This is a genomic window from Tumebacillus flagellatus (assembly GCF_000714935.1).
Taxonomy (GTDB): domain Bacteria; phylum Bacillota; class Bacilli; order Tumebacillales; family Tumebacillaceae; genus Tumebacillus; species Tumebacillus flagellatus.
The window spans coordinates 18,258-40,760 of record NZ_JMIR01000020.1 but is presented as its reverse complement, the minus strand read 5'-3'; the positions used below and the strand labels follow the sequence as shown (position 1 = coordinate 40,760).

Below are 22,503 nucleotides of genomic sequence, written 5' to 3'. Positions count from 1 at the left end.
TCGGCATGGTATTGGCCAGACTGACGATCAAATTGATGGACGATCTCATGGACGTGTCGTACGACCGCCGCTCGGGGCAGACGAACTGGGCGATTCGCTCCGGAGTGGTGGAAGCGACGCTGCGCAAAGGCACCTGTCCGATTTACGACCGGTCCGTAACGGAAGAAGGAAAAAGGCACGCTTTCTCGACACAGAGTGGTGTGCCTTTTTTCGCATGCTCTTGATTTGATTCACTTGCGGCACCGGCCACGAAGGTCGGATTTTTTCGTATGTACGTAAAAAATCTATATTCACCAAGGGATACATAAGTTATACTGGACGTACGCAAAATAACCATGTGAGAAACAACTTTCGAGGATCGAGGGGGTTTTTCAGCAAAAAACCGATCCTCGAAAAATAGAGAGTTCAAGGTGGAATTTGAGATGGCTGGAACCCGCACCACAGCTAGGTTTCTTTTTGCGGATTTCGGTCGGTCTCAACCTAAGACCCGACTAACAGGGGACTGAAACACATAGCAGCAGTACCTATCTCTACAGCCGCACCAGCCGTCTCAACCTAAGACCCGACTAACAGGGGACTGAAACGCCCGATTGCATACGCGCAAGCGCACGTATTATATAAGTCTCAACCTAAGACCCGACTAACAGGGGACTGAAACGAATATCCTTGTACTCAACTGAAGCCTGCCTTACCAGTCTCAACCTAAGACCCGACTAACAGGGGACTGAAACTGCTTCACCGATTTCCACGGTCAACATCGGCGTGCGTGTCTCAACCTAAGACCCGACTAACAGGGGACTGAAACATCCATCGATACGTAGTTGCCGCCAAAGTTGGGGTCGTCTCAACCTAAGACCCGACTAACAGGGGACTGAAACTGACCAAGATTTACCGCATCTTTTTGGTGTTGGGTCAAGTCTCAACCCAAGACCCGACTAACAGGGGACTGAAACTGACAATGATTTTCTGCTCGCCACCAAAGCGAAACTGTCTCAACCCAAGACCCGACTATCAGGGGACTGAAACTCTAAGAACTCTCAGGCATGTCTGACGATTTGGTTTTGGTCTCAACCCAAGACCCGACTAACAGGGGACTGAAACTTGGATTTATGGATGGACATCATCTGCACTGCGTTACGCGTCTCAACCCAAGACCCGACTAACAGGGGACTGAAACAATTGCGCGGCGTACGCGGTGAGATAAGCCATTTCCGTGGTCTCAACCCAAGACCCGACTAACAGGGGACTGAAACTCTGGGACTCCATCAAGCAGCTCGCGATAGCATACTGGTCTCAACCCAAGACCCGACTAACAGGGGACTGAAACTGCTTTTGGGGCGGGGGTTATGCAGGATTCTAATCACCGTCTCAACCCAAGACCCGACTAACAGGGGACTGAAACATTACTGCGTCACTCTTCACCGTCACCTTGTCGTAGGGTCTCAACCCAAGACCCGACTAACAGGGGACTGAAACTTGATGCCTGAGTGGGATTGGTCGTTGCGTGACCTGGTCTCAACCCAAGACCCGACTAACAGGGGACTGAAACTGATGGAATGGGCAAAATTGATCAGTTCGCGGCAACGTCTCAACGCAAGACCGACTAACAGGGAAACAGAAACTAACTGGATAGAGCTACATTGCAATTCCATTCCGACTATTAAGAAAACGGAAATGGTTGCAGTACATTTATGCGCCTCTTCCCAACCAATGGTCGAAGGAAGGTTAAAAAAGGAGTTTCACCGATTCAGACGGCAATGTGTCTCAACAATCTGACGGTGATATTGTGTTCTATCCAGCAGATGCCCCCTCTTGCGATGATTTCACGGAAGAGGTCACGCATAAAATGAGCAAGGCCGGCCACGAAGGTCGGTTTTTTCGTATGTAAAAAAAATCTATTTTCACCAATGGATACATAAGTTATACTAGGTTTACGCAAAATAACCATGTGAGAAACAACTTTCGAGGATTGAGGGGGTTTTTGAGCAAAAAACCGATCCTCGAAAAATGGAGAGTTCTAGATGAAAACGGAGAGGGCTGGAAGCCGCATCACATCTAGGATTTCATGTGCGGATTTCGGTCGGTCACAATCCTAGACCCGACAAATAGGGGACTGAAACGGATTCGAAATGCACGCAGACCTCACAAGCCTTGGTTTGTCACAATCCTAGACCCGACAAATAGGGGACTGAAACCTCTCAATTATATGTTTTTTGTTTTACGCGAATCGAGTCACAATCCTAGACCCGACAAATAGGGGACTGAAACGTCTTGGTACGGAACTCCTTTAGAATGGCGTTGGCGGTGTCACAATCCTAGACCCGACAAATAGGGGACTGAAACCACAAGAGACATCGGTCGGACTACAAGTTCTATATCGTCACAATCCTAGACCCGATAAATAGGGGACTGAAACTGTGGCCGTTGTGTGCAGCTCCACGCGTTGACGTCGTAGTCACAATCCTAGACCCGACTAACAGGGGACAAAATCTAGTAAATCACCACACAAAAAAAAAAACACCTGCTCAGAGTGTGGCCGCTGAAAGTCCTATTTTGAAAAACAGCACGAAACTAAAAAAGCGCATGGCCTCTAGTAGACTCATAGCGCTTTTTATAGCATGAAGGGATACATCCAAGTACCCCTGAAAGTCTGTGTTTTGAAAAAATGTTGGACTTTTTCAGCGGCCTCCTCAGAGGCAGACGCTTTTTGCTATGCATGTACGAGTACTTGTTCGACAAGATCATTCGTTTCTCGAAAGATGTACGTTTCAGGAAATGACCCGAACAGTAGCCTATACATCTCCCTCATATCTGCTAATACGCGAAAGTCCTCTCCCCCATAATTATTCTGGAGGTCTTCATGAGAGACGCCTTTGAAGTTATGGGCAATCGGACTTTCATTGCGAAGGGTAGCGAGATTGTCCATTTTGCGGGAGTATCTCATGAGTTTTTGTAGAAGATTATGGTCAGGGTGGTTCTTTTCGATATGCCAATCTATGATTGTGCTCATGGTTGGACGATCTAGTTTTAATGCAGTAGAACTCAATTTATTTTTGAATTCAGACGCAACATATCCATCGAACTCACTGCCACGGAACCCCTTTTTAAGCTCTTTCCGTTGTAAAGAAATCGATCTATTTTTCCTAACAGGCAACCGCAATTTCCTTTTGAGAACTTCTGACAACCAAGCCTCTTGAAATCGGAACAATCGTCCTAAAAAGTCAATATAGTTCCCCTGCTCATAGAGAATCGTGGCGTGACCGATCAACTCTTCAAGAGAGCGCGGTACATTCTCTGCATCCGGGATTTTTCGTTGGAGTGACTCCATACGAGGGTCGCCAGCAAGAGGATCAAGCGCAGCTCTTGCTTTTTTGAAATCAAAACACAAACGATGATGCGCATAGGTGAGCAGTGGGTGGAGCGTGTCATACCCCTTGGGAAATAACTCACGATTCGTCTCCAACAATTCACGCGCCCCGAGGTAGTCATGCCGACGGATCAAGATCCTCAGGCTTTCACAGAGGTCTTTTTTGCGCATCGTTTCCCCAATTCGTAAGTACGTGGGCTGCTCTTCAAACTCCTTGACGTACAGACAGGTCACCCGTTGGTCGAACATTTTATGCGAAAGGAACAGCAGGGCATTGTTCATCGCGGGCGTTCCACCGCTTAGCAACACGTACGCCGTCTCTACATCTCGGATTGAAAAGTGATTCATGTACTCTTCAAATCTGAGGTACATGAGATCGTAGCTCGACGGATTCTCCGTTACGCGCACAATTTCTACTTCATGAACAGCTTCTGCATACTCCTCGGAGATCCACTTCTCCAACAGCTTGGCGAAATGCAGGGTATCTGTCCTTCGAAACTCGACACCCTCCGGCTGATCCGTGGAAAACAACACCACGCGGTCCAGGAGTATGCCAAGTTTGACGATATCTTGAAGTGCTTTACTCAGAAGTGGATAGATCAGAAACGGTGTCGAGATTGACTCATGGGAAAGTAGTTTTTCGCCATGAGCGCGACAGTTTTTGAGTAACTCGTCATTCGTAAGCTCCGAACCATCTGGAAAGTGAATCGTTTCCTTGAGTTGTACATCGCGGTTGCCGATGTTGGCAAATAACATCTTCATGCGAGTAATCTCCCTCCTCGTTTCACACAAATTGACACCTGTATTGACCCAGTCCAAAGGACGCCTGTTTCCCAACATGTAGATACTCACCGAGCAGCAGGAGTGGAAGTAGAGGTTTCAAGTTTCCAGACACGGTAAGAGTGCCGATAAACCCTCCAAGCGTCATCGTTTCCTCCGAGCGACGAGAATACCGTTTCCAATCCACCCAACGCAGCGAATTCTCTACCACGTGGAGAGAGCGGCAATTCTTCATCAATTCCTGATAGTGCTCAGCTCCTATCACATCTCGTCCATCGCCAAAGTGTACGGCAAACGCGTTCAGTTTGCGGATCAACGCTTGGACAATCTGTTCAAAGTTGGGGGCCTTGTTTAATCGCCCCGCCGTTTTCATGCGCGTCGGGGTCAGAAAATTCAGTTGCACGGAGTTCGAATGGACCCCCTCCGCGAGTTTCCAAAGCTGGCCAACGGTGTTCGTAGAGGTTGGGGCAAGGATCAGCTGACCCTCTCGGAACAAAACCAACTCACTCAGTTTGGCGAATTGAAGTTGACGAACTTCGGATAATTGGATGGTAAATGGAACTTTTCCGATCCGAAACGGGCGGCTGAAATCAGCTACGAGGAGTGGCAGATACTTTTGAATCCGTCCGACGAACACCAACCCAACTGTGAGGAGATCCCCTGGCTGAAATTGTTTCCGCATGTCTGTCATGTCGCGAAGAACAAACCCCTTCTGAAACGAGGAAGGGGTTTGTTCTTCACTGCTTTGCAAGTGAGGTTCGAAAAAATCGACGTACCCGCAGGCCGAGCGATGAGAGCAGCCTGTGCAAGAGGTGTGCGGATAGAGGCAAAAAAGCTGCTTCATTCGTGAACCGAGGATGCCATGCCAGGTAGAGCCTTTCATAGCAGGGAGAGTCCCAGGTTCTTGCACCGCAAATGTGAACTGGGTGCAGGAGATTTCTAAGGAGCAGTTCATTTGGTAAGGTCCCTTTCTACGAGTGCAAGTTGTGCAGGGACGGTCAGACCGTACCCGAACTGGACGACTTCAGGTCGCTGAGGGGTGATGCCGGTGACGATCCGTCCACAATAGGTACGAGGAGTGGAGTCATGGAAGCTAGCACCACTTTCGATCATGAGCAACGGTTTTTTAAAGGGGACGCCCTGTTGCGAATATTCCTCGGCTACTTTTCCGTATTTCGTTTTCACCCGATAGCGTCCCACTTGGGAATCGCGAATCGAGGGGACGAACGTAGAGAGTACGACGTACCCGTTGCTCTCTTGTATCTCGGGCAGTACGTATTCTTGATGGGACAGAATTTTGAATTGGCCGTGACCTGTTGACTTTCGTGCCCCGATCCCCTCCATTTCTAAAAATCGAAGCAGGTTGTCTACTTTTTGCGCCCAGTTTAGATCGAGAAGTCGGAAATAGAGGGACACAGCAAGGTATCCTGAGAAATGAATCTCATAAAGTCCGTGCTCTGAGAGGCTCTTACCCGTTGTCCGATCAATGACGGCATGAACGTGGGTGCCAGAATAGGAGGAGGGCTCAACGACCGAATGGTTTGTCAAGGGTTGTCCCTGCAAGAGTTGATGAAACTCATCGTTCGTTACCCACCTGCGATTCTTGAAGCGCTTGTTCTCGCGCGCGACCTGAAGCTGGCTTGATTTGTCTGCGCTTTCGGTGCGCTTCAAGGGGAGCAGCATCGGTTTTGGGAAATAGCCGGTGGGAAAGCCGTTCGACACGACGAAGGGAGGATCGTCGTCGAGGCAGCGTTGAATCCACTCTTGAAGTGCCGGGACTCCCTCGGTTCGAACCATCGCCCAAGCCATTGCCCCCATCAGCGTATCACTGTCGAGTTGACCCAGCAGAGGAGAGTTGAAGTGCAAGCGATATTCGATGATCATGAACGCTTCTCATCCCATGTGATCGGTGTGAAGGTCAGGTTTCGAAACTCCACCTGCCCATAACCTCGTCCACCCGAACCGCCTAGATAGTCTGCTTCCATCATCCGAATGCCTTGCTCAAGCAAGGCTTGGGATTCAGAGGGATCATCACCTTCAAAGACACGGATGATCAATTCCACTTCAAATTCCGTCCCTGCCGGAATTCGTTCGATCGACCGTGGCTTTTCAGCTTTTCCGTTTTTGCGGTTGATCATGTTTTCTGTTTTGGTTTCTACGAAGTTGATGCCAAAGTCTTCGTTTGCGTGTTGAAGAGTGGAGAGATGATCGGCAGTTATAAACGCATCGCGAACGAGGAGGCGAGTAGGCGATGCGGAGTTCAGCGAACCGAAATATTTACAGACGGGGCATGTTCCACAAGCGCAAGCACGCTCCGTATTATTCGAAGAATGTACCGATTCCAGCAACGAACGCAACTTTCCTTTGATTGACGAGCCGGGGATGTAAGGGACTCGCGTTAACGGATGGCGGACGATGGGGTTGGACGCCCCGATGTCGAGGCTGTCCTTAGTTCCGCCAATCCGCAGCCCTGTTTTGCAGTATAAGGTAGCGGTGCATTTCACGGTTTGTTTAAGTTTCATGGGAATCCCTCCGGTTAGTTTTTCTTGTTCTCTGGGAAATAGCAAATCACGCTCTGATAGTGACGAAGAAATGCTCGCAGATTCTCTTCACCCTGTCTCGCGAGGCGTACGTTATCTCGTATGAAATTGAAAAACATATGCGGTGCGACATCACGCTGGACCGCTTTCTTGGCTTCAGGTTCCAAAATATCAATCTTATTGACGACTGCACGGAAATCGCGTTTTTTGTCAGCCTGTAATTGGTCGTAGGCAACGCGTAAGATATTGAAGAAACGGTACAGTGTGGTACTCGTCATTTTTTTAGAGAACAGGGCATGGGCGATCCTTTCCGCATCCTCGACGATGATTTCGCGCCGAATTTGTTTTTTGGAATCATCAGTGTAGTAGCCCTTGGCGAGATAGGCGCTGCTGTATCCGTTGTTGTATGTAGGAGCAGGACGCGATTGGGGGCGACTTGCGTTTGGTCCTGCGCTGCTCCCATTTTTATCTTGGCGTGGTGGTTGAGTCATGGTCATGAACCTCCTCTGAAACTTCGTTGTACATCAAGATGAGCCGCATAATTTGACCCATGTAGAGGATCGGATTGACAGTGTCGAGGGACAAGTACTGGTGATCGACGAAGCGGGCGAGCCATTGGCGTACTTCATGATCTTGGGCCGGCACATTGCGTTTGATCGTGTACACCAATTGCGGAACGAACGTGACTTTTGAGGGATCGCCCTCTCGGTAGGCACGATACTCGTTGCTCGCATGTGCAAGACGATACAGGAGAGCAGATGGTATACGTTTCTCCTCACGCCATTGCCGAACGGTTTGTGCTTCTTGAAAGACACGTTGTAGCGTTTCCCAACTCATGGGAACCCCCAATAACGTGACCTGATCTCGGCTTTGGGTTCGTTCGAGTGCGGGAGTTTCTTTGGCTTTCTCTAGATCTCGTTCGGCAATCGAGGTTTGAAAATGAATCGGAGTACGAGCGGGGCCGAATGTTAAACTGGCGGACAGTGTAATTTCCGGATGATAACTCGTGTACTTCCGGAAATGATCTCGAAGATCCAGCGCGAGGCGAATGATCTCCTCCCAAGGGCCGATCAAGTAGAGGTCATCTCCACCTGAAAATACGGTATAGGTAAGCGGATGGGTTCCCTTCAAGCGTGCGGGGAGCCAAGCTGAAAAAAACAGATCCAACATCGTGCTCAAATTGAAAATCGCTGTCAAAGGGACGTGGTGCCCGTCCTTTTTGAGACCAAAGGAAAAGATCGTCCCCAATTGGTCAACATCCGCTTTTAGATACCCAAGTTGATTTCCTCCGACGCCCTGTGTGGCGATGCAATCAAAGTCCATGATGCTCCCATCTTGCCGTGGAACATGGTTCGCGATGGGATGCGAGCACAGGGGAAGTTCAACGGGATCAACGTGAGAAGCGTCTTCTTCAATCAACCAAACCAAGTATGTATCGTCAGACTGGACAGGGATTTCGGAGTGGAGGCGCACCGAATAGTTGTCGAAGAACGAGATGTCCCCTTGCTTTGCAAAATGGAAGGAGATGTACTTCGTATGCAGCAATTTCGTCCCGACCTGTTCATCACGAGCGCAGATGGCGCATAGGTTCTGAACTCGTACGGGAAATTTAGCGCAACTGCTGCAACGCTTGCTGAGCGATTCTGGGATCAACCAGACGGATTCGTCCCACTGCGATCCTTCTGTAAGTGCCGATAAGAGCGGTTGCGCCTTTCGCGTGAGGATCGAGTCGTTGAGCCGGGCGAAGAGGTGGTCTCCCTCGCTTACTCGTTCCTTGTCCACCGCACACCACCCAAGATTCAACACGATCTCTCCGTTGTATTGTTGGAGAGCCCAACGATCAAGTGTTCGTTGGATGTCCTCTAGTAAATGAGGAGCAGAGTCGAACCAGGGGAGAAGGAGGTAGAGTTTTCCTCCCGAATCCATCACAATATTCCATACGTCCATCTCAAATTGATGTACAATTTGGTGACCTACCACTTCGGTTAACAGAGTGAGAAAGAGCGAACGAGCACGCAGTCGTTTGGCGACTCCTTTTTGATTCGAAACGGCGATGCTGAAGATATAGTTTTGAATTCCAGAGAGATCCCCCACGACCAAGCCGAATTGGGTGGCATCTGGATGTTTGCAAAGACAGGAAGCGATGGCTGAGGCCAAACGACAGACATCGGCCACAGATTCTCCCGTGTTGGACTGACCTTCAACGGGAAGACACCAAAACCATGTGCGAATCAATTCGGCCATTTGAATGAGGAAGGAGCGCAGAGGAAGATCCTTCTGCTCGAATAAAGTTTCAGACTCTCGCATAAATTGGCGAACATGCGATTGAAGGGCTGGAAGTGAATGAGTGGGTTCTGCCTGTCGGAGTAGCAGGCTGTCTACTTTGAGTTTTTGAAGTTGGTAGTAGGAAGGCGTGCTGCCATTGTGATCAAGTTCGATCTTGCTGAAAACCGTAGCAAGTGCTTGTCGTGAACCGTGGGGCTTTGTCCACCCAGAAAGTGCGATGGACTCCGCAATCAGTTTGGGAGTAGTCCCCGTTGGATTTTCGGAGAGTTGGTACATGATCTCACCAAGCGATGGGACAGTTGGAAGAGGACGGAAGGCATCCAAGATCGTTTGATGGGTGGATAGTTCGTGCGGGGGAGCATAGGTAGTCAGCACCTCATAGACTGGAAAATACATGGAACACAGGACTGGGAAGAGGTTGTCCATACTAGGGGTTCCTTTCTAAAGTAAAACATTGATTTGTTTGTGGTAAGCGAGTGCACATATGTATTGTAATTTTGAGAATCAACATTGTCCAGTTGTAATTACTATTTTTGTTAAGGTTTATGATCAAAACTAGTTCTTTCTCAAAGGCGTCCAACAAAATATGCTGAGGAAGAAGAAGAGCAATTAGAAAATTTTTGAGGATCGAGGGGGTTTTTGAGCAAAAAGTAGATCCTCGAAAAATGCAGGGTGGTTGTAGGTTGAAAATAAGGTGGCCGAAAGCCGCGCAACAACTAGGTTTCCTGTACCGATTTTGGATTGCCACAACCCAAGACCCTACTTACAGGGAGACTAACTGGATCGGGTTATTCCAATACGGAGGTCAACAACATTGCAACTCCATTCCGACAATTCGAAAAATGAAAAGAAAGATGGTCGCAGCCCCGTCAAGTAGACAGTAGAAAAAGGATATTGTTATGCAGCGAGCGCTTTCCGATATTCAATTGGGGAGCGCTCGTCTAGTTTTGTTTGAAAACGAGCACTGTTATAGTAACGGATGTACCTCTCGATGTTTCGTTTAATCATGTCATAGGTACCTGGTTTGTTGAGATAGATCTCCTCTGTTTTCATATGCGAAAAGAATGACTCGATACAGGCGTTGTCAAAGCAATTTCCACGGCGAGAGTGGCTACCTGTTAACTGCAGCCCTGCTAACTGATTGGCGTACACTTTAGAGGTGTATTGAAAGCCCTGATCAGAGTGGAGAATAGCTCCCGCAATCCCTTGTACTTTGGACAATTTGTTGAGAGTTGCTTGAACCAGTGCCATGTCATTTCGTTCCGAAGTCGCCCAGGCCACTACCTCGTTGTTATAAAGATCGATCACCGCTGACATATAAACGAAATCATCTTTGACCCGAATATAGGTGATGTCGGTTGCCAACTTTTCCATTGGTTTTGTGGCAGCGAATTTTCAGTTCACGCATGAGACGTCGCACTTTTTTTGTATTGACCACAATACCTTCGCGTTTAAGAGCTACACGAACCCGCTTGTATCCGTAGAATGGGTATTGCTGGTGGATCGCAAGAATGTGCCCTTTGAGTGTGGCGATCTGCTCCTGTTTTACTGCTCATCAGGTTTCACAGGTGCTCGAAGGCGCTCGTCTTGGAATCCTTTCCCTTCAAGGTGCCGTTTGACCCATGTTTCCACGTGGGTCTTGCTTCGCAAACCTAATCGTTGTGCTACAGCCACATACCCCATCCCCTCCTCTAAATAAAGCCGAATTGCTTCACTTTTTACTTCAAGGAAATAACGATTGAACTTTGTCCCTTTTCTAGCCATAAAAAAATCCCCTCCGGTCGTCACGAGTAAGTCCATCTTACCGATGTCCTTTTTCTCGTGTCTACCTAGAGGGGATAATACCATTGAGAGAGACTTGCCTTTTTGGCGTTACGACTTGTTGCGTCGTTCCCGCAATTTGCTGAGTTTGCGTTGTTGCGCGTCTTTTTGCAAGCGGTCCAGTTCTTGTTGGTGTTTTTGCCGGAGCACGTCCCGCCACTCGGAAAGGTCCTGGTGCAAGTGCTCGTGCAAGGTGACGAGGAGCTGTCGCATCAGGTTGAGCAATGTCTCGATGCCTTGGGCGGCGAACGTTGCTTTGTCGAATTCAAGCAGGACGTGCAGTTCATCGCCGGGCATGATGCGCAGGCAGAGTGTGTACCCCGGGTTCAACGTCGAACGGGGTTGGTGTGCGCGCAGGCCGTTCACTTGCATGATCGAACGGTCGAGCGGATAGTTCTCAAACACGAATACGCTCTCGAAGAGATCTTCTCCATGCGGCAGGTCGCTCCATGACTGAACGCGGGACAACGGGGTGAACTCGTATTGACGTGCCTCCGCCTGCGCCGTCTGAATCGCTCTCAACCACTCTGCGACCGATCCGTTCTGCGGGATCTGGATGCGAGTCGGAAGGGAGTTGACGAACATCCCGATAATCGAATCCGCTCCACGCAGTTCCATGGGTCGACCTGATGTTGTCACTCCATACACAACATCGTCTTGACCGCTGAAATGAGCGGTCAGCAGAGCCCAGACTCCTTGCAGGATCGTGTTGGGCGTGAGCTGCGCTTGGCGGGACAGCGCATGCAGGGCGTTGGTTTCTTCCAGAGACAGTTGGATGTCGCGGTTGCTCCATGCGGACGGTGTTCCCGGCGGTGCGGCAGGCAGTTGAAGGCGGCTCGGGGAACGGTAGCCTTGGAGGCGCCCGGTCCAATAGGATTGAGCTTCCGACATGGATTGAGCACTGAGCCAACGCACATAGTCGCGGTAGGAACGGGCACGTTCCTGAAGGGGACTGCTTGCATGTTCCTCATAGCGGCGCATCGCATCCGTAAGCGCCAGCGCCAAGGACCAGCCGTCGATATGCAGATGGTGATGACTCCAGACAAAATGATGGCGTTCCTCCGCCAGCCGCAGCAGGGTGAAGCGCATCAACGGCTCACGGTCGAGCGCAAACGGTTGGTTGCGGTCCGCTTCCAAGAAGGAGTCCAGCTCAACGAGTTGTTCCTCCGGACTCAGATGGCGCAAGTCGATCATCTGCCATTGTTGTTCGGTCTCCTGGAGCACGGCCTGCATCGGAACATCCAGGTCTTTCCACACGAACAACGTGCGGAATGTCGGGTGCTTGTCCTGCACATATTGCCAACTTTGTTGGAAACGTGCAACGTCGAGCGGTCCTTCCAAGAGGCAGTCCAGTTGTGCGTGATAGATCTTGCGGCCAGGTGAAGCCAACGTGCGGAACAGCATCCCTTGTTGCGTAGGTGTCATCGGGAAGAGGTCTTCCAGATGCGGGTACGCCGCTGCAAGCGAGTCCACTTTCGCTTGGGTCAAATCGGCAAGCGGGAAATCGGACGGCGTCAGCGCACAGACGCCGGGGGTTTCCGAGGTGCTGATGATGTCGCGCAAGTGTGCAAGGAACCGGTTCGCCAGCCACTCCATCGTTTCGTGATGATGGAGGTTGGTGCTGTACGTGATCTCAAATTGCAATCGGTTGTTCAGCAAACTTCCGTCGAAGTTCAGCAGGGAACTGCGAATCCCGGTTGCGCTGCGCATCGGGCCGCTTGAGCGGGGGGAGATTCGCAGTGCGGAGGAGCCGTCGGCATCGTCGAATTGCCCGAGATAGTTAAACGTCACTTCAGCAACCGGCAGTTGTTGAAGCTCTCGTCTCACGGAATCCTCTTCCTGCAGACAGCGAAGAAGTCCATATCCAATGCCGCGCTTCGGAATGGCGCGAAGTTGTTCCTTCACCGCTTGGATCGCTTGAATCAGGGTGGAGGCTTCCCGCAAGTCCAATTGAACGGGGAACACCGAAGTAAACCAGCCAACCGTGCGGGTGAGATCGACGTCGTCAAACAAATCTTCGCGCCCATGACCTTCGAGTTCGATCAGGCTGGCGGACTGACCGGTCCAATCGGACAGCGATTTCGCCAAGGCGGTCAGCAACAACTCGTTGATTTGGGCACGGTAGGTGCGAAGCGATCGGTGAAGCAACGCGGATGTCTCTTCGTCGCTGAGCGAAACAGTCACCGTTTGTGTCGAACCTTCCGTGTTGGGACCTCGTTCAAGATCGCGCGGAAGCACAGGGGCGGCTGCCGGTCGATGTTGCCAATAAGCGAGCTCGCTTCGAACCTCTTCCGTCTTCGCGTGGGCGGCAAGCCGTTGTGCCCAATATTGGAACGAGGTGGTCTTCGCAGGCAGTTGTACAGGTTGACCCGCTTGCAGTTGTTGATAGGAAAGTTGCAGGTCTTCAAGCAGAATCCGCCACGAAACGCCGTCGACGACCAGATGGTGAATGACCAAGAGCAGCAGGCCGGGCTGCTCAGGCCCGCGGTTGAACAGCACGGCATGCAAGAGACGGCCGTCTTCAAGAGATAACGAGGCTTGGGCTTGTGCCGCCGTCTGTTCGATGAGTTTTTCCTGTTCATCGGCAGACAGCGAATGGAGATCCACCGTCTGGAACGGAACTTCCGCAACCGATCCGGTCACGGTTTGTTGCCAGATTCCGTCTACGAGTCGGTACTTGGAGCGCAGGGCATCGTGATGAGCCAGCAGCGCGAGGAGGGACTGATGGAGCAGACCGGCATCAAGCGGTGTGCTGCTTTCCAACAACACAGACTGGTTAAAATGGTGGCGCTCGGGCAACGTTTGCTCAAAAAACCAATGTTGAATCGGCGTCAGCGGCACATCGCCTTCGACAAGTCCGGTTTCGGCCACAATCTTGGAGGTCGCAAGACCTGCGACTTCGCCTAATTCAGCAATCGTCTGGTATTCAAACAATTGCTTGGGCGTCAGGTGAATGCCTGCTTGTCCAGCCTGCATGATCATCTGCAAACCGAGAATGGAGTCGCCGCCGAGCTCAAAGAAATTGTCGTGGATGCCGACATGCTCTTTTTTCAACACTTGACCCCAGATCGCGGCGAGAACGGTCTCGGTTTCGGTTCGCGGTGATGCACCGTCTGTCCGATCCGTCTGCTCCACGGACTCCGGTGCAGGGAGGGCGTTGCGATTGATTTTGCCGTTGGCAGTAAGGGGAAATTCGGGCAACCAGACAAACGCGGATGGAACCGAGTAGTCCGGCAGTTTGCTGCGGGCAAAACGACGCAACTCACTCGTATGCGGTTCGTCATGAGCAGGAACGAGATAGGCGACCAGTCGCTTGCTGCCCGGTTCATCCTCTCTTACGACCACGCAAGCTCCTGCAACAGACGGGTGCTGCAACAAGTTCGCTTCGATCTCTTCGATTTCGATTCTGAATCCTCGAATTTTGACCTGTTTGTCGATACGGCCGAGGAATTCGAGATGACCATCCGGCAGATAGCGGACTAAATCGCCCGTTTTATACATGCGGGCGTTCGGGTCGTCTGAAAAAGGGTCTTGCACAAACTTTTGCGCCGTCAACTCCGGCTGGTGGAGATACCCGTGAGCCAAGGTCGAGCCGCCGATGTGAAGCTCTCCCGGAACGCCGACGGGCACCAATTGTCCGTTTGCATCGAGGACATAGGAGACCCGGTCTCCCAGCGAGCGACCGATGGGAACGGCTTTTTCCTGTTGCAAAGGCGTGTCGGGGGCAATCTCAAAGGAGTGGGACGTGACAACGGTTTCGGTCGGTCCATAGGCGTTAATCAGCCGAATGTTTTGGGTGGGCAGTTCACGCCAAAGCTGCACATGCCGGGGCAACAGCGCTTCTCCTCCAGGAATCATCAGGCGCAGGGAGGAGGGGAACTCGATGTTCATCGTTTTCCACTCGTGGACAATCTGATGCCAGTAGGCTGTCGGCAAGTTCGCGACCGAGACCCGGTATTGCTCGAAGTTTGTTCGCAGTTCTTGGGAACTCCACAAGGCGTCGCCGCGCATGACGACGGCCGCTCCTGCTGTGAACGCGCTGAACAGTTGTTCCAGTGACGTGTCGAAGTTCAAGGACGAGAACTGCAACACGCGGTCGGCGCCTGTCAGTTGGTGATACTCGCGGATCGTCTGCGCCTGCTGAGCGAGTGCTTGGTGGTTGACGACGACCCCCTTCGGCGTGCCGGTCGAGCCGGATGTGTAGATGATATAGGCGGGTTGGTCCCCGCGCGGCGTTGGCATCTCGATCGACGTGTCGGGGTCTGTGTTCATGGCGAGCAGGTCGTCCATGTCCAACACGTCGAGGGCGGAAGAAGCATACGAGTCGGCCAGTGAGCGGCGGCTGAGCAGGAAACGGACTCGGCTGTCGTCGATCATATAGTGGAGGCGTTCAGGCGGATAGGCCGGATCGAGCGGGACGTACACGCCGCCCGCTTTGAGGATGCCAAGCATCGCGATGACGGCGCTGGCCGACCGTTCCAGCATCATCCCGATCGTATCTTGCGGTTGTACGCCTCGGGAGCGGAGCAACACGGCGACTTGATCGGCTTTTTGGAGCAGTTCTGCATAGCTCAGCGACTCTCCCTCGCAGTACAACGCGGTCGCCTGCGGGTTCTGCCGCGCCTGTGCTTCGAAGGTTTCCAAGGCGGTTTCCGTCGACAGCGAGAGACGCGGACGGCCCCATTCCGTGAGCAGCAGACGGCGCTCCTGCGCACTCAGCAGGTTCAGGGCGTGAACCGGTTGGTCGGGTGTTTCCGTCAACGCGGTGAGCAGTTGGCAGAAGTTCTCACTCATGTGCTGAATGGTGGAGGCTTCGAAGAGATCGGTGTTGTACAAAAACGCCGCCCGAATCGCCGTACCGTGCTTGATCATCGTCAATGTCAAATCAAATTGCCCTTCCTGTTGCGGAACGGGATAAGGGAAGAGTTCCAGACCCTGAAGATTCAGCCGGGCGTCCGGGTCGCCGATCATGAACAGCGAAAAGTCTTGTTCCTCCAGACGCGGTGCTTTTTGGAAAGCAAACATCGTCTGGAACAGAGGGGAACGACTGGCATCGCGCTCGCGTTGGAATTCGTCGACCAGCAGCGGGAAGGGGTAGTCCTGATTCGAAATGGCGTCAAGGACCACGCCGCGCAGGTCTTGGAGCAACTGGCGGAAGGATTGTTGCGGTTGCAGACGGGTGCGCATGATGACCGGGTTGGCGTAATACCCGATCACACCTTCAAATTCAGGACGGCTTCGTCCGGCCGTCGGCGAGCCGATCAACAGTTCCTCTTGGCCGGTATAGCGGGCGAGCAGGATTTGAAACGCAGCCAACAGTGTCACATAGGAGGTGACAGACTCCGCTCGCGACAACGTTTCGACTTGCTCGACCAGCGCTTCCGGCAGCTCGAACGTGATCCCTTTGCCATTGAACGTCTGCACCGGCGGACGCGGTTTGTCGGTTGTCAAACGCAGGACGGGGAGTTCGCCGGCTAATGTTTCCGTCCAAAAGTCATGGTTGCGACGGCCGGCGGGACCCTGCAAGTGTTCGTTCTGCCAGTTTACATATTCGCCATACGTGCTGCGAATCGCGGGAAGTTCCGCCGAAACCCCGGACTTCTCTTCTGCGAAGAGAAGTCCAAGTTCGTCGAGCAGGACGGAGAGCGACCAGTAGTCGGAGATGATATGGTGGATCGCGATCAGCAAAACAGGGGACTCCTCACGCTCGAACACCACCACGCGAAACAACGGTCCGCGCGTAAGATCAAACGGGGTGCGCGCCATCGTCATCACGTGTTCGTAGAGCTCTTCCTCCGTTTCAGCGTGTGCCGGAATCACCGTGAGCGGCACTTCAAGTTGCGGATGCACGATCTGCTCCAGAGACTCTGCTGTTTGTTCGAAGGTGGTGCGCAGTGCCGGATGGCGGCGCATCAGTTTTTTCAACGCTCGGTTCAGGACTTCGAGGTCGGGCGTGCTCGGAAGCCGTCCAGCAAACAGGATGTGATAGGCTGCGGAATCCGGCTCCATTTGGTAGAGAAACCACATGGCGCGCTGGCCGTGCGACAGAGGGAGCCGTTGCGGTTGGCGGGCTTTCTTCTCCAGAAGTTGCCGCAAAAGTTCGCGTTTGTCAGATGCCGTGTCGTTGACGGTCATGATTCCACCTCCTCGTCTGCCATCAAGCTCAGCAGTCGTTCAATCTCTTCCTCCGACATGTCGTCCAGTTGATCCAAAAGCTGCTCCGCTTCCAGCTCGTCAGGGATCGTCGCTTCTGCCGCGGCGGCGGTTTCTGCGGCGGTTTCCTCTTGCTGTTGTTCGCGGATCATCTCGCTGAGTTGGTGAACGCTTGGACCCTGCAAGAGCTTGACCAAGGGAAGCGACACGTTCAGATCCGTCTCGATGCGGTTTTTCAATTCTGTGAGCATCAGGGAATCCATCCCGAGATTGAGCATGGATTCTTGGACATCGAGCTTGCCAACCGAAAGGCGCAGCACGTTGGCCACTTGTTGGCTCACGTAGTTCTCCACATGATCCACCTTGAGTGCGGAAGCGGAGACTTCCGCTTTTTTGACAGGTGCGGTGGAGAGAGCGCGCAAGAGCGGGAAGGTGCGGTTGCGCTCATACAGTTGGTACCACATCTCGCGGTTGATCGGGAACACGGCGAGTTGGGAACCGGAACCGGCGAGCAGGCGACGCATCCCGTCCAACGCTTCTTCGGGCTGGATCAGCTGCAGGGCGCCGAAGGATTGGCGTTCGTTTTGGGTGTTTTGCATCGCCATCCCGACTTGTGCGAACGGACCCCAGTTGATGCTGAGAGCCGGCAGACCCAAGGAGCGGCGGTAATGAGCGAACGCATCGAGCGACGCATTGGCCGCACCATACGCGGAGATCATCGGCGACGGCATCAGGGAAGAAGCGGAAGAGAACAAAACGAAGCAATCAAGTTCCGCTCCTTCCAAGGCCGTGTGCAACGCCCAAGCGCCAGCCAGTTTCGGAGACAGGATGTTGGACAAGGTTTGGGCAGACAGGTCGGTGAGCAGGCTTCCTTCGGCGTTGCCTGCCAAGTGGAACACACCTCGAACGGCAGGAACGCCTCGTTCACTCCGTTGATGCAGGCATGCGCGAATTTGCTCGGCGTCGGATACGTCAACCGCTGCTGTTTCCACCTGCACGCCTTGTTGTTCCAAGTCGAGGAGGGTTGCGGCTTGCATCCCTTGTCGGGATGCCGGATCGAGCTGCGCCCATTCGGAGCGCGGCGCCATGGGGGTTCGTCCCAGCAAGAGCAAATGACGGGCGCCCTGTTTGGCTAACCATTTGGCTGTCTCCAGACCGAGACCTCCGAGGCCGCCGGAGATCAGATAGGTTCCGTCTTCCGAAATCGGAGTCGGTTCTCCGAGCACTTTGGCTTTGTCGGGGGTGCGCAACCGCGCGTTGTACAGGCGGCCGTTGCGAATCGCCGTCTGGTCTTCCTCATGAGCCTTGCCGATGGTGAGGTTGAGCCACTCCGCCGATTGTGCGGAAGATGCATTCGGGTCCAGATCGAGCAACCCGCCCCACAGGTGAGGGTGTTCCATGGGCAAGGAACGAGCAAGACCCCACAGCGGCGCTTGGTTGACGTGGACAGAAGAGGTGCTGTCAACCGCTTGTGCACCACGGGTTACGAAGTGAACTTTTGTCCGACGGGCCAGCGGGTCGGAACTCAACGTTTTCACAAGTGCCACGCTGCTTTGCAAGGCGAGGCGGGAAGCGAGGGAGAGCCGTTCTTTTTGGGCCATGCTTTCGATCGGGATGTCGAGGCTCCACAGATGGAGCGCGCCTGCCAGCGGTTCTTGAGACAGCGTCGCATAGGCAATCTGCAAGGCCTGGCGGATGTCTTCCTCTCGTGCAGGATCAACCGCGAACCGCAAGGGCCCGAGTTCTTGGAACGAGTCGCCGGAGTAGAGACGGATGCAAGTGCGTCCCTGTTGCTGCCAGAGGTCTGCGAGAGCGTCGCCGACTCCTGCGGTGTCGCAGAGCATGAGCCAGAGACCTTGCTGCTCGGCGGGTGTTGCGGGCAACGGCGTTTCTTCCCATTGCACTTCGTACAGCCACGAGTCGAAGGTGTCGTGGCGCTCACGTTTTTTCCAAGTGCCGATCCGTTGAAATTCGAGATCGTCCATTTCGGCAAGCACACGGCCGGAACCGTCGAAGATGCGAATCTGCCCGACGACGCGGTCCTGCGGTCCTTGCTCGTCGTGTTTCAAACTGGCATGGCTCCACACTTCTTGGTCAAACGAACCGTACACCCGAACTTCGCGAATTCCGACCGGCATGTAGATCAAATCGCTTCCCGCTTCGACTTCATCGGTGGCGAGCAGGAGATGGCCGCACGCGTCGAGGAGTGCCGGATGCATCAGGAAGCGCCCCGCATCAGCGTGCAGTTTTTCGTGGAGGCGCAAGTGCGCCAGTGCTTCTCCGTTCCCGAGGTACAGTTGGTCGATGCTGCGGAAGGTCGGGCCGTATTCCAGACCTTTGCCTGCCACGTCGCGGTAGAAGTCGGAGGGAGCCGCCGCATCCGGGAAGCGGGCCAGCAGTTCGTACAACGGGAGCGGAGCAGGCTCGACGTGGGATTCTCGCGCCGTAAACGCGACACTCCCTTGCGCATGTTGAATCCATTTGGGGTCCCGTTCATCTGCCGGAGAGCTGTAAATGGCGATGTTCTGAACGCCTGTCTCGCGGTCCGGTTCGGACAACCAAGTTTGAACGAAGCGTTTTTCTTGATCTTCGAGGAAGAAGGCGCGACGGGTTTCCAAATTGCGCAGTGTGTACACACCATCGCCGCGCTGGGCACGAAGGGCTGCCAAGGCGATTTCCAAATAAGACGTTCCCGGAACGACAACTTTGCCTTGAATCCGATGATCGTCAAGCCAGGGGTGGCGAGATTTGTTCACTTGGCTCTGCCAGATGTTCGCGGCCATGGGATGGGCCAGAGAAACGGCGGAACCCAGCAGCGGATGCAGAGTTTTGTCGATCGGCGCGTCTTGCGTGCGCTCCCAAAAGTCCGCAGCGGTTGCGTTGGGTTCGAACCAGAAGTGTTCTCGTTGCCACGGATAGGCGGGGAGACGAACCACCTGTCCGCGCGGCGAAAGTCGGTTCCAGTTGAGGTTGTACCCGTTGGCGTGCAGGGTGCCAAGCGCGCGGAGCAACTGACGGCGCTCTCCTTCTTCGCGGTGCAGGGTAGGCACGATCAAGCCGGTTTTGTCGATGTGGTGGAGGCACTTTTTGATCTGACCGGTCAACACAGGATGCGGACCGATTTCGATAAAATGGGTGATCCCTTCCAGGGCGCACGCTTGAACGGCTGCGGAAAACTGCACCCTTTCGCACATCTGGCGTCCCCAGTAGGACGCGTCGTATTCGGTTCCGTCACTGAGTTTGCCTGTACGTGTGGACCAGATCTTCAACGAGGCTTTTTGCGGCGTCAGGAAATCGAGAGCTTGCTGCAATTCCGCTTGGTAGGGTTCGAGTTGGGGGCTGTGGAACGCGTACTGGACAGGGAGATAGCGCATGGTGACGGATGCGGAGTGGAACGTTGCCTCCAACTCGGCCATCGCTTCTGTGTCTCCGGCAAGCACGCACGAAGCGGGCTCGTTGACCACTGCCACTTTGACACGGTTTTCAAGACCTTGCAAATAGGGAACCGCTTCCTCCGCAGATAAGCGGACGGTCGCCATGCGTCCGGTTCCGGTCGCTTTTTGCATGATGCGGCTGCGGTGATGGAGGAGCTGAAGCGTTTGGTCAAGTGTGAGGATGCCCGCGATATAAGCGGCAGTCACTTCCCCGATGCTGTGTCCAATCACACCGTGCGGCTCGACTCCATGCGCGCGCAACCACTCGACCAGTGCCACTTGAAGCAGAACCAACGCCGGTTGCGCGATGCAAGTTTGATCGAGACGCGTATGTTCCTCCTGTGCCAACAGCTCGTCAAGCACGGAGATCGAAGAGATGGTTTCGTATTGTTTCGATAATTCGATTAATTTTTGTTCGAAAAATGAATCATTTTGCAACAATTGACGTCCCATGCCCCACCACTGCGAACCTTGTCCGGTGAAGACATAGACGAGCTTTAATTGGCGGGCGGGTGCACGGTGTCCCGTGACCAGATCGGGATGAGAGGTTTGCGCCAGATATGTTTGGAGCTGTTGAATCAGTTGCTCTGTCGAATCGCTGACGATCGCGAGTCGATAGTCGTGCTGTGTGCGTTTGAGGCTTGCTGTATAGACCACATCGTCAAGCGCGAGATCCGAATTCTCCGTCAAACGCTGCAGATAGGATTGACTCAACGCACGCAAGGCGTCAGGGTGACGCGCGGAGAGCGGCAACAGAAAGGGCTCAGCAGCGGAACGATCTGCAGAAGCGGGCCTTGCGGGCTTGGCGGTGCTTGCCGGAGCTTCTTCCAACACCAGATGGGCGTTGGTTCCGCCGAAGCCGAAGGAACTGACTCCGGCGAGTCTCGATCCGGTTCCTTGCGGCCACGGTTCCAATTCTGTCGGCACGCGCAAGGGCAGGGAATCGAACGGAATATACGGGTTCGGTGTTTGAAAATGCAAGCTCGGCGGAATCAATTTGTGCCGGAGCATCTGTACAACTTTGATCACACTGGCCATGCTGGCCGCCGATTCTGTGTGGCCGATGTTGGTTTTTACCGAACCGATCGGGCAACGGTCTTCCGGGTCACGGCCTTCACTCAGCACGGTGCCAAGCGCGTTTGCTTCGATGGGATCACCGAGCAGCGTGCCTGTTCCATGCGTCTCCACATACTGGATTTGGCTCGGGTTGATCCCGGCTCTGGCATAGGTTTCGCGAAGCAGGGCTTCTTGCGAGAAGCGGTTCGGTGCCATGATGCCGTTGGTGCGTCCGTCTTGGTTGATCGCACTTCCGCGAATCACGGCAAGAACCGGGTCTCCCTCTTCCAACGCTTTGGCAAGCGGCTTGAGAACCAGCACGCCGACTCCTTCGCTGCGGGCAAATCCGTTTGCGCTTGCGTCGAACGTTTTGGCACGGCCGTCTGCGGTCATCAAACCCGCCGTGCTGAAGAAAACATTCCCGGTGGGCGAGAGGATCACGTTGACTCCGCAGGCGAGGGCAATCGGGCCGGCATTGTCAGACTGCAAGCTCAAGCAAGCCTGATGAACGGCGACGAGCGAGGAGGAACACGCGGTGTCGATGGACAAGCTCGGGCCGCGGAAATCAAAGAAATAGGACAGGCGGTTTGCGGCCATACAGCCCTGACTGCCCGGTCCGCTGTGCGGATTGATATCTTCCGGATTGCGCGATTGCATGTTGCCGTAATCATAATTCATGATCCCGACAAATACACCGGTTTTGCTGCCGGCAAGTTGTTTGGGTACAAGACCCGCAGATTCCAACGCTTCCCATGCCGTTTCCAGCAAAAGACGTTGTTGCGGGTCCATGTTTGCTGCTTCACGAGGCGAGATCCCGAAGAACTGCGCATCGAATTCGCTGATTCGGGACAAAAAACCGCCATAGCGCGTGCTCATGGTGCCCGGTCGAGTGCGGGATTCGTCGTAGAATGTGTCCAAGCGCCAACGATCATTCGGCACTTCTTGGATGGCGTCTACCCCGTTTTTTATCAGTTCCCAAAAACTGTCGACCCCGTCAGCACCGGGAAATCGGCAGGCCATGCCGATGATCGCAATAGGTTCCATGTTTTCCTCCTGGTATGCAGGT

9 protein-coding genes, 1 pseudogene and 2 CRISPR repeat arrays are annotated in these 22,503 nt (G+C 53.5%); of the genes and pseudogenes, 1 reads left to right on the top strand and 9 read right to left on the bottom strand.

Annotated features, from left to right (window positions below; translation table 11 throughout):
* Positions 1-5: 5 nt before the first annotated feature.
* On the top strand, positions 6-224 hold the full coding sequence (locus EL26_RS13695; protein ID WP_038089846.1) for a hypothetical protein: 219 nt from the start codon (positions 6-8) through the stop codon (positions 222-224).
* 248 nt (positions 225-472) lie between these two features.
* Positions 473-1,549: direct repeats of the CRISPR family, unit length 37 nt; unit sequence GTCTCAACCCAAGACCCGACTAACAGGGGACTGAAAC.
* 533 nt (positions 1,550-2,082) lie between these two features.
* Positions 2,083-2,491: a CRISPR direct-repeat array (repeat unit 37 nt).
* Positions 2,492-2,710: 219 nt separating this feature from the next.
* Here the strand turns inward: EL26_RS13695 and EL26_RS13690 are convergent.
* The 9 genes and pseudogenes from EL26_RS13690 to EL26_RS13645 all read right to left on the bottom strand — a co-directional run bounded on the left by EL26_RS13690 (position 2,711) and on the right by EL26_RS13645 (position 22,481).
* The gene (locus EL26_RS13690; protein WP_038089844.1) at positions 2,711-4,129 is read right to left on the bottom strand and encodes a hypothetical protein; all 1,419 of its coding nucleotides are present in this window, start codon (positions 4,127-4,129) and stop codon (positions 2,711-2,713) included.
* Positions 4,130-4,151: 22 nt separating this feature from the next.
* Complete coding sequence (gene cas6, locus EL26_RS13685; RefSeq protein WP_161780731.1) at positions 4,152-5,030, bottom strand: CRISPR system precrRNA processing endoribonuclease RAMP protein Cas6; 879 nt, start codon at positions 5,028-5,030, stop codon at positions 4,152-4,154.
* 68 nt (positions 5,031-5,098) lie between these two features.
* Positions 5,099-6,031, bottom strand: coding sequence for a type III-A CRISPR-associated RAMP protein Csm4 (csm4, locus tag EL26_RS13680; RefSeq protein ID WP_038089837.1), 933 nt, complete (start codon positions 6,029-6,031; stop codon positions 5,099-5,101).
* Positions 6,028-6,669 (bottom strand): type III-A CRISPR-associated RAMP protein Csm3, encoded by a 642-nt coding sequence (gene csm3 / locus EL26_RS13675; protein WP_052036362.1) that lies wholly within the window; start codon positions 6,667-6,669, stop codon positions 6,028-6,030. Before csm3 ends, csm4 begins: the two co-directional genes overlap by 4 nt.
* Before the next feature lie 14 nt (positions 6,670-6,683).
* Positions 6,684-7,178, bottom strand: coding sequence for a type III-A CRISPR-associated protein Csm2 (csm2, locus tag EL26_RS13670; protein ID WP_052036361.1), 495 nt, complete (start codon positions 7,176-7,178; stop codon positions 6,684-6,686).
* Positions 7,153-9,399 carry a type III-A CRISPR-associated protein Cas10/Csm1 gene (gene cas10 / locus EL26_RS13665; protein WP_038089834.1) on the bottom strand — a complete coding sequence of 749 codons (2,247 nt, stop codon included), beginning with the start codon at positions 9,397-9,399 and terminating at the stop codon, positions 7,153-7,155. The genes csm2 and cas10 overlap by 26 nt, the downstream gene beginning before the upstream one ends.
* A 471-nt stretch (positions 9,400-9,870) precedes the next feature.
* Positions 9,871-10,737 (bottom strand): annotated as a pseudogene (locus EL26_RS24605) (IS3 family transposase).
* Between the two features lie 108 nt (positions 10,738-10,845).
* Positions 10,846-16,929: a non-ribosomal peptide synthetase gene (locus EL26_RS13650; protein ID WP_052036358.1), complete on the bottom strand. Its 6,084-nt coding sequence runs from the start codon at positions 16,927-16,929 to the stop codon at positions 10,846-10,848.
* Positions 16,926-22,481 carry a type I polyketide synthase gene (locus tag EL26_RS13645; RefSeq protein WP_038089831.1) on the bottom strand — a complete coding sequence of 1,852 codons (5,556 nt, stop codon included), beginning with the start codon at positions 22,479-22,481 and terminating at the stop codon, positions 16,926-16,928. The genes EL26_RS13650 and EL26_RS13645 overlap by 4 nt, the downstream gene beginning before the upstream one ends.
* Positions 22,482-22,503 lie beyond the last annotated feature (22 nt).

Coding starts and splice junctions, on each gene's coding strand:
- EL26_RS13695 (WP_038089846.1), top strand. CDS start 6: ATGGTATTGGCCAGACTGACGATCAAATTGATGGACGATCTCATGGAC.
- EL26_RS13690 (WP_038089844.1), bottom strand. CDS start 4,129: ATGAAGATGTTATTTGCCAACATCGGCAACCGCGATGTACAACTCAAG.
- cas6 (WP_161780731.1), bottom strand. CDS start 5,030: ATGAAAGGCTCTACCTGGCATGGCATCCTCGGTTCACGAATGAAGCAG.
- csm4 (WP_038089837.1), bottom strand. CDS start 6,031: ATGATCATCGAATATCGCTTGCACTTCAACTCTCCTCTGCTGGGTCAA.
- csm3 (WP_052036362.1), bottom strand. CDS start 6,669: ATGAAACTTAAACAAACCGTGAAATGCACCGCTACCTTATACTGCAAA.
- csm2 (WP_052036361.1), bottom strand. CDS start 7,178: ATGACTCAACCACCACGCCAAGATAAAAATGGGAGCAGCGCAGGACCA.
- cas10 (WP_038089834.1), bottom strand. CDS start 9,399: ATGGACAACCTCTTCCCAGTCCTGTGTTCCATGTATTTTCCAGTCTAT.
- EL26_RS13650 (WP_052036358.1), bottom strand. CDS start 16,929: ATGACCGTCAACGACACGGCATCTGACAAACGCGAACTTTTGCGGCAA.
- EL26_RS13645 (WP_038089831.1), bottom strand. CDS start 22,481: ATGGAACCTATTGCGATCATCGGCATGGCCTGCCGATTTCCCGGTGCT.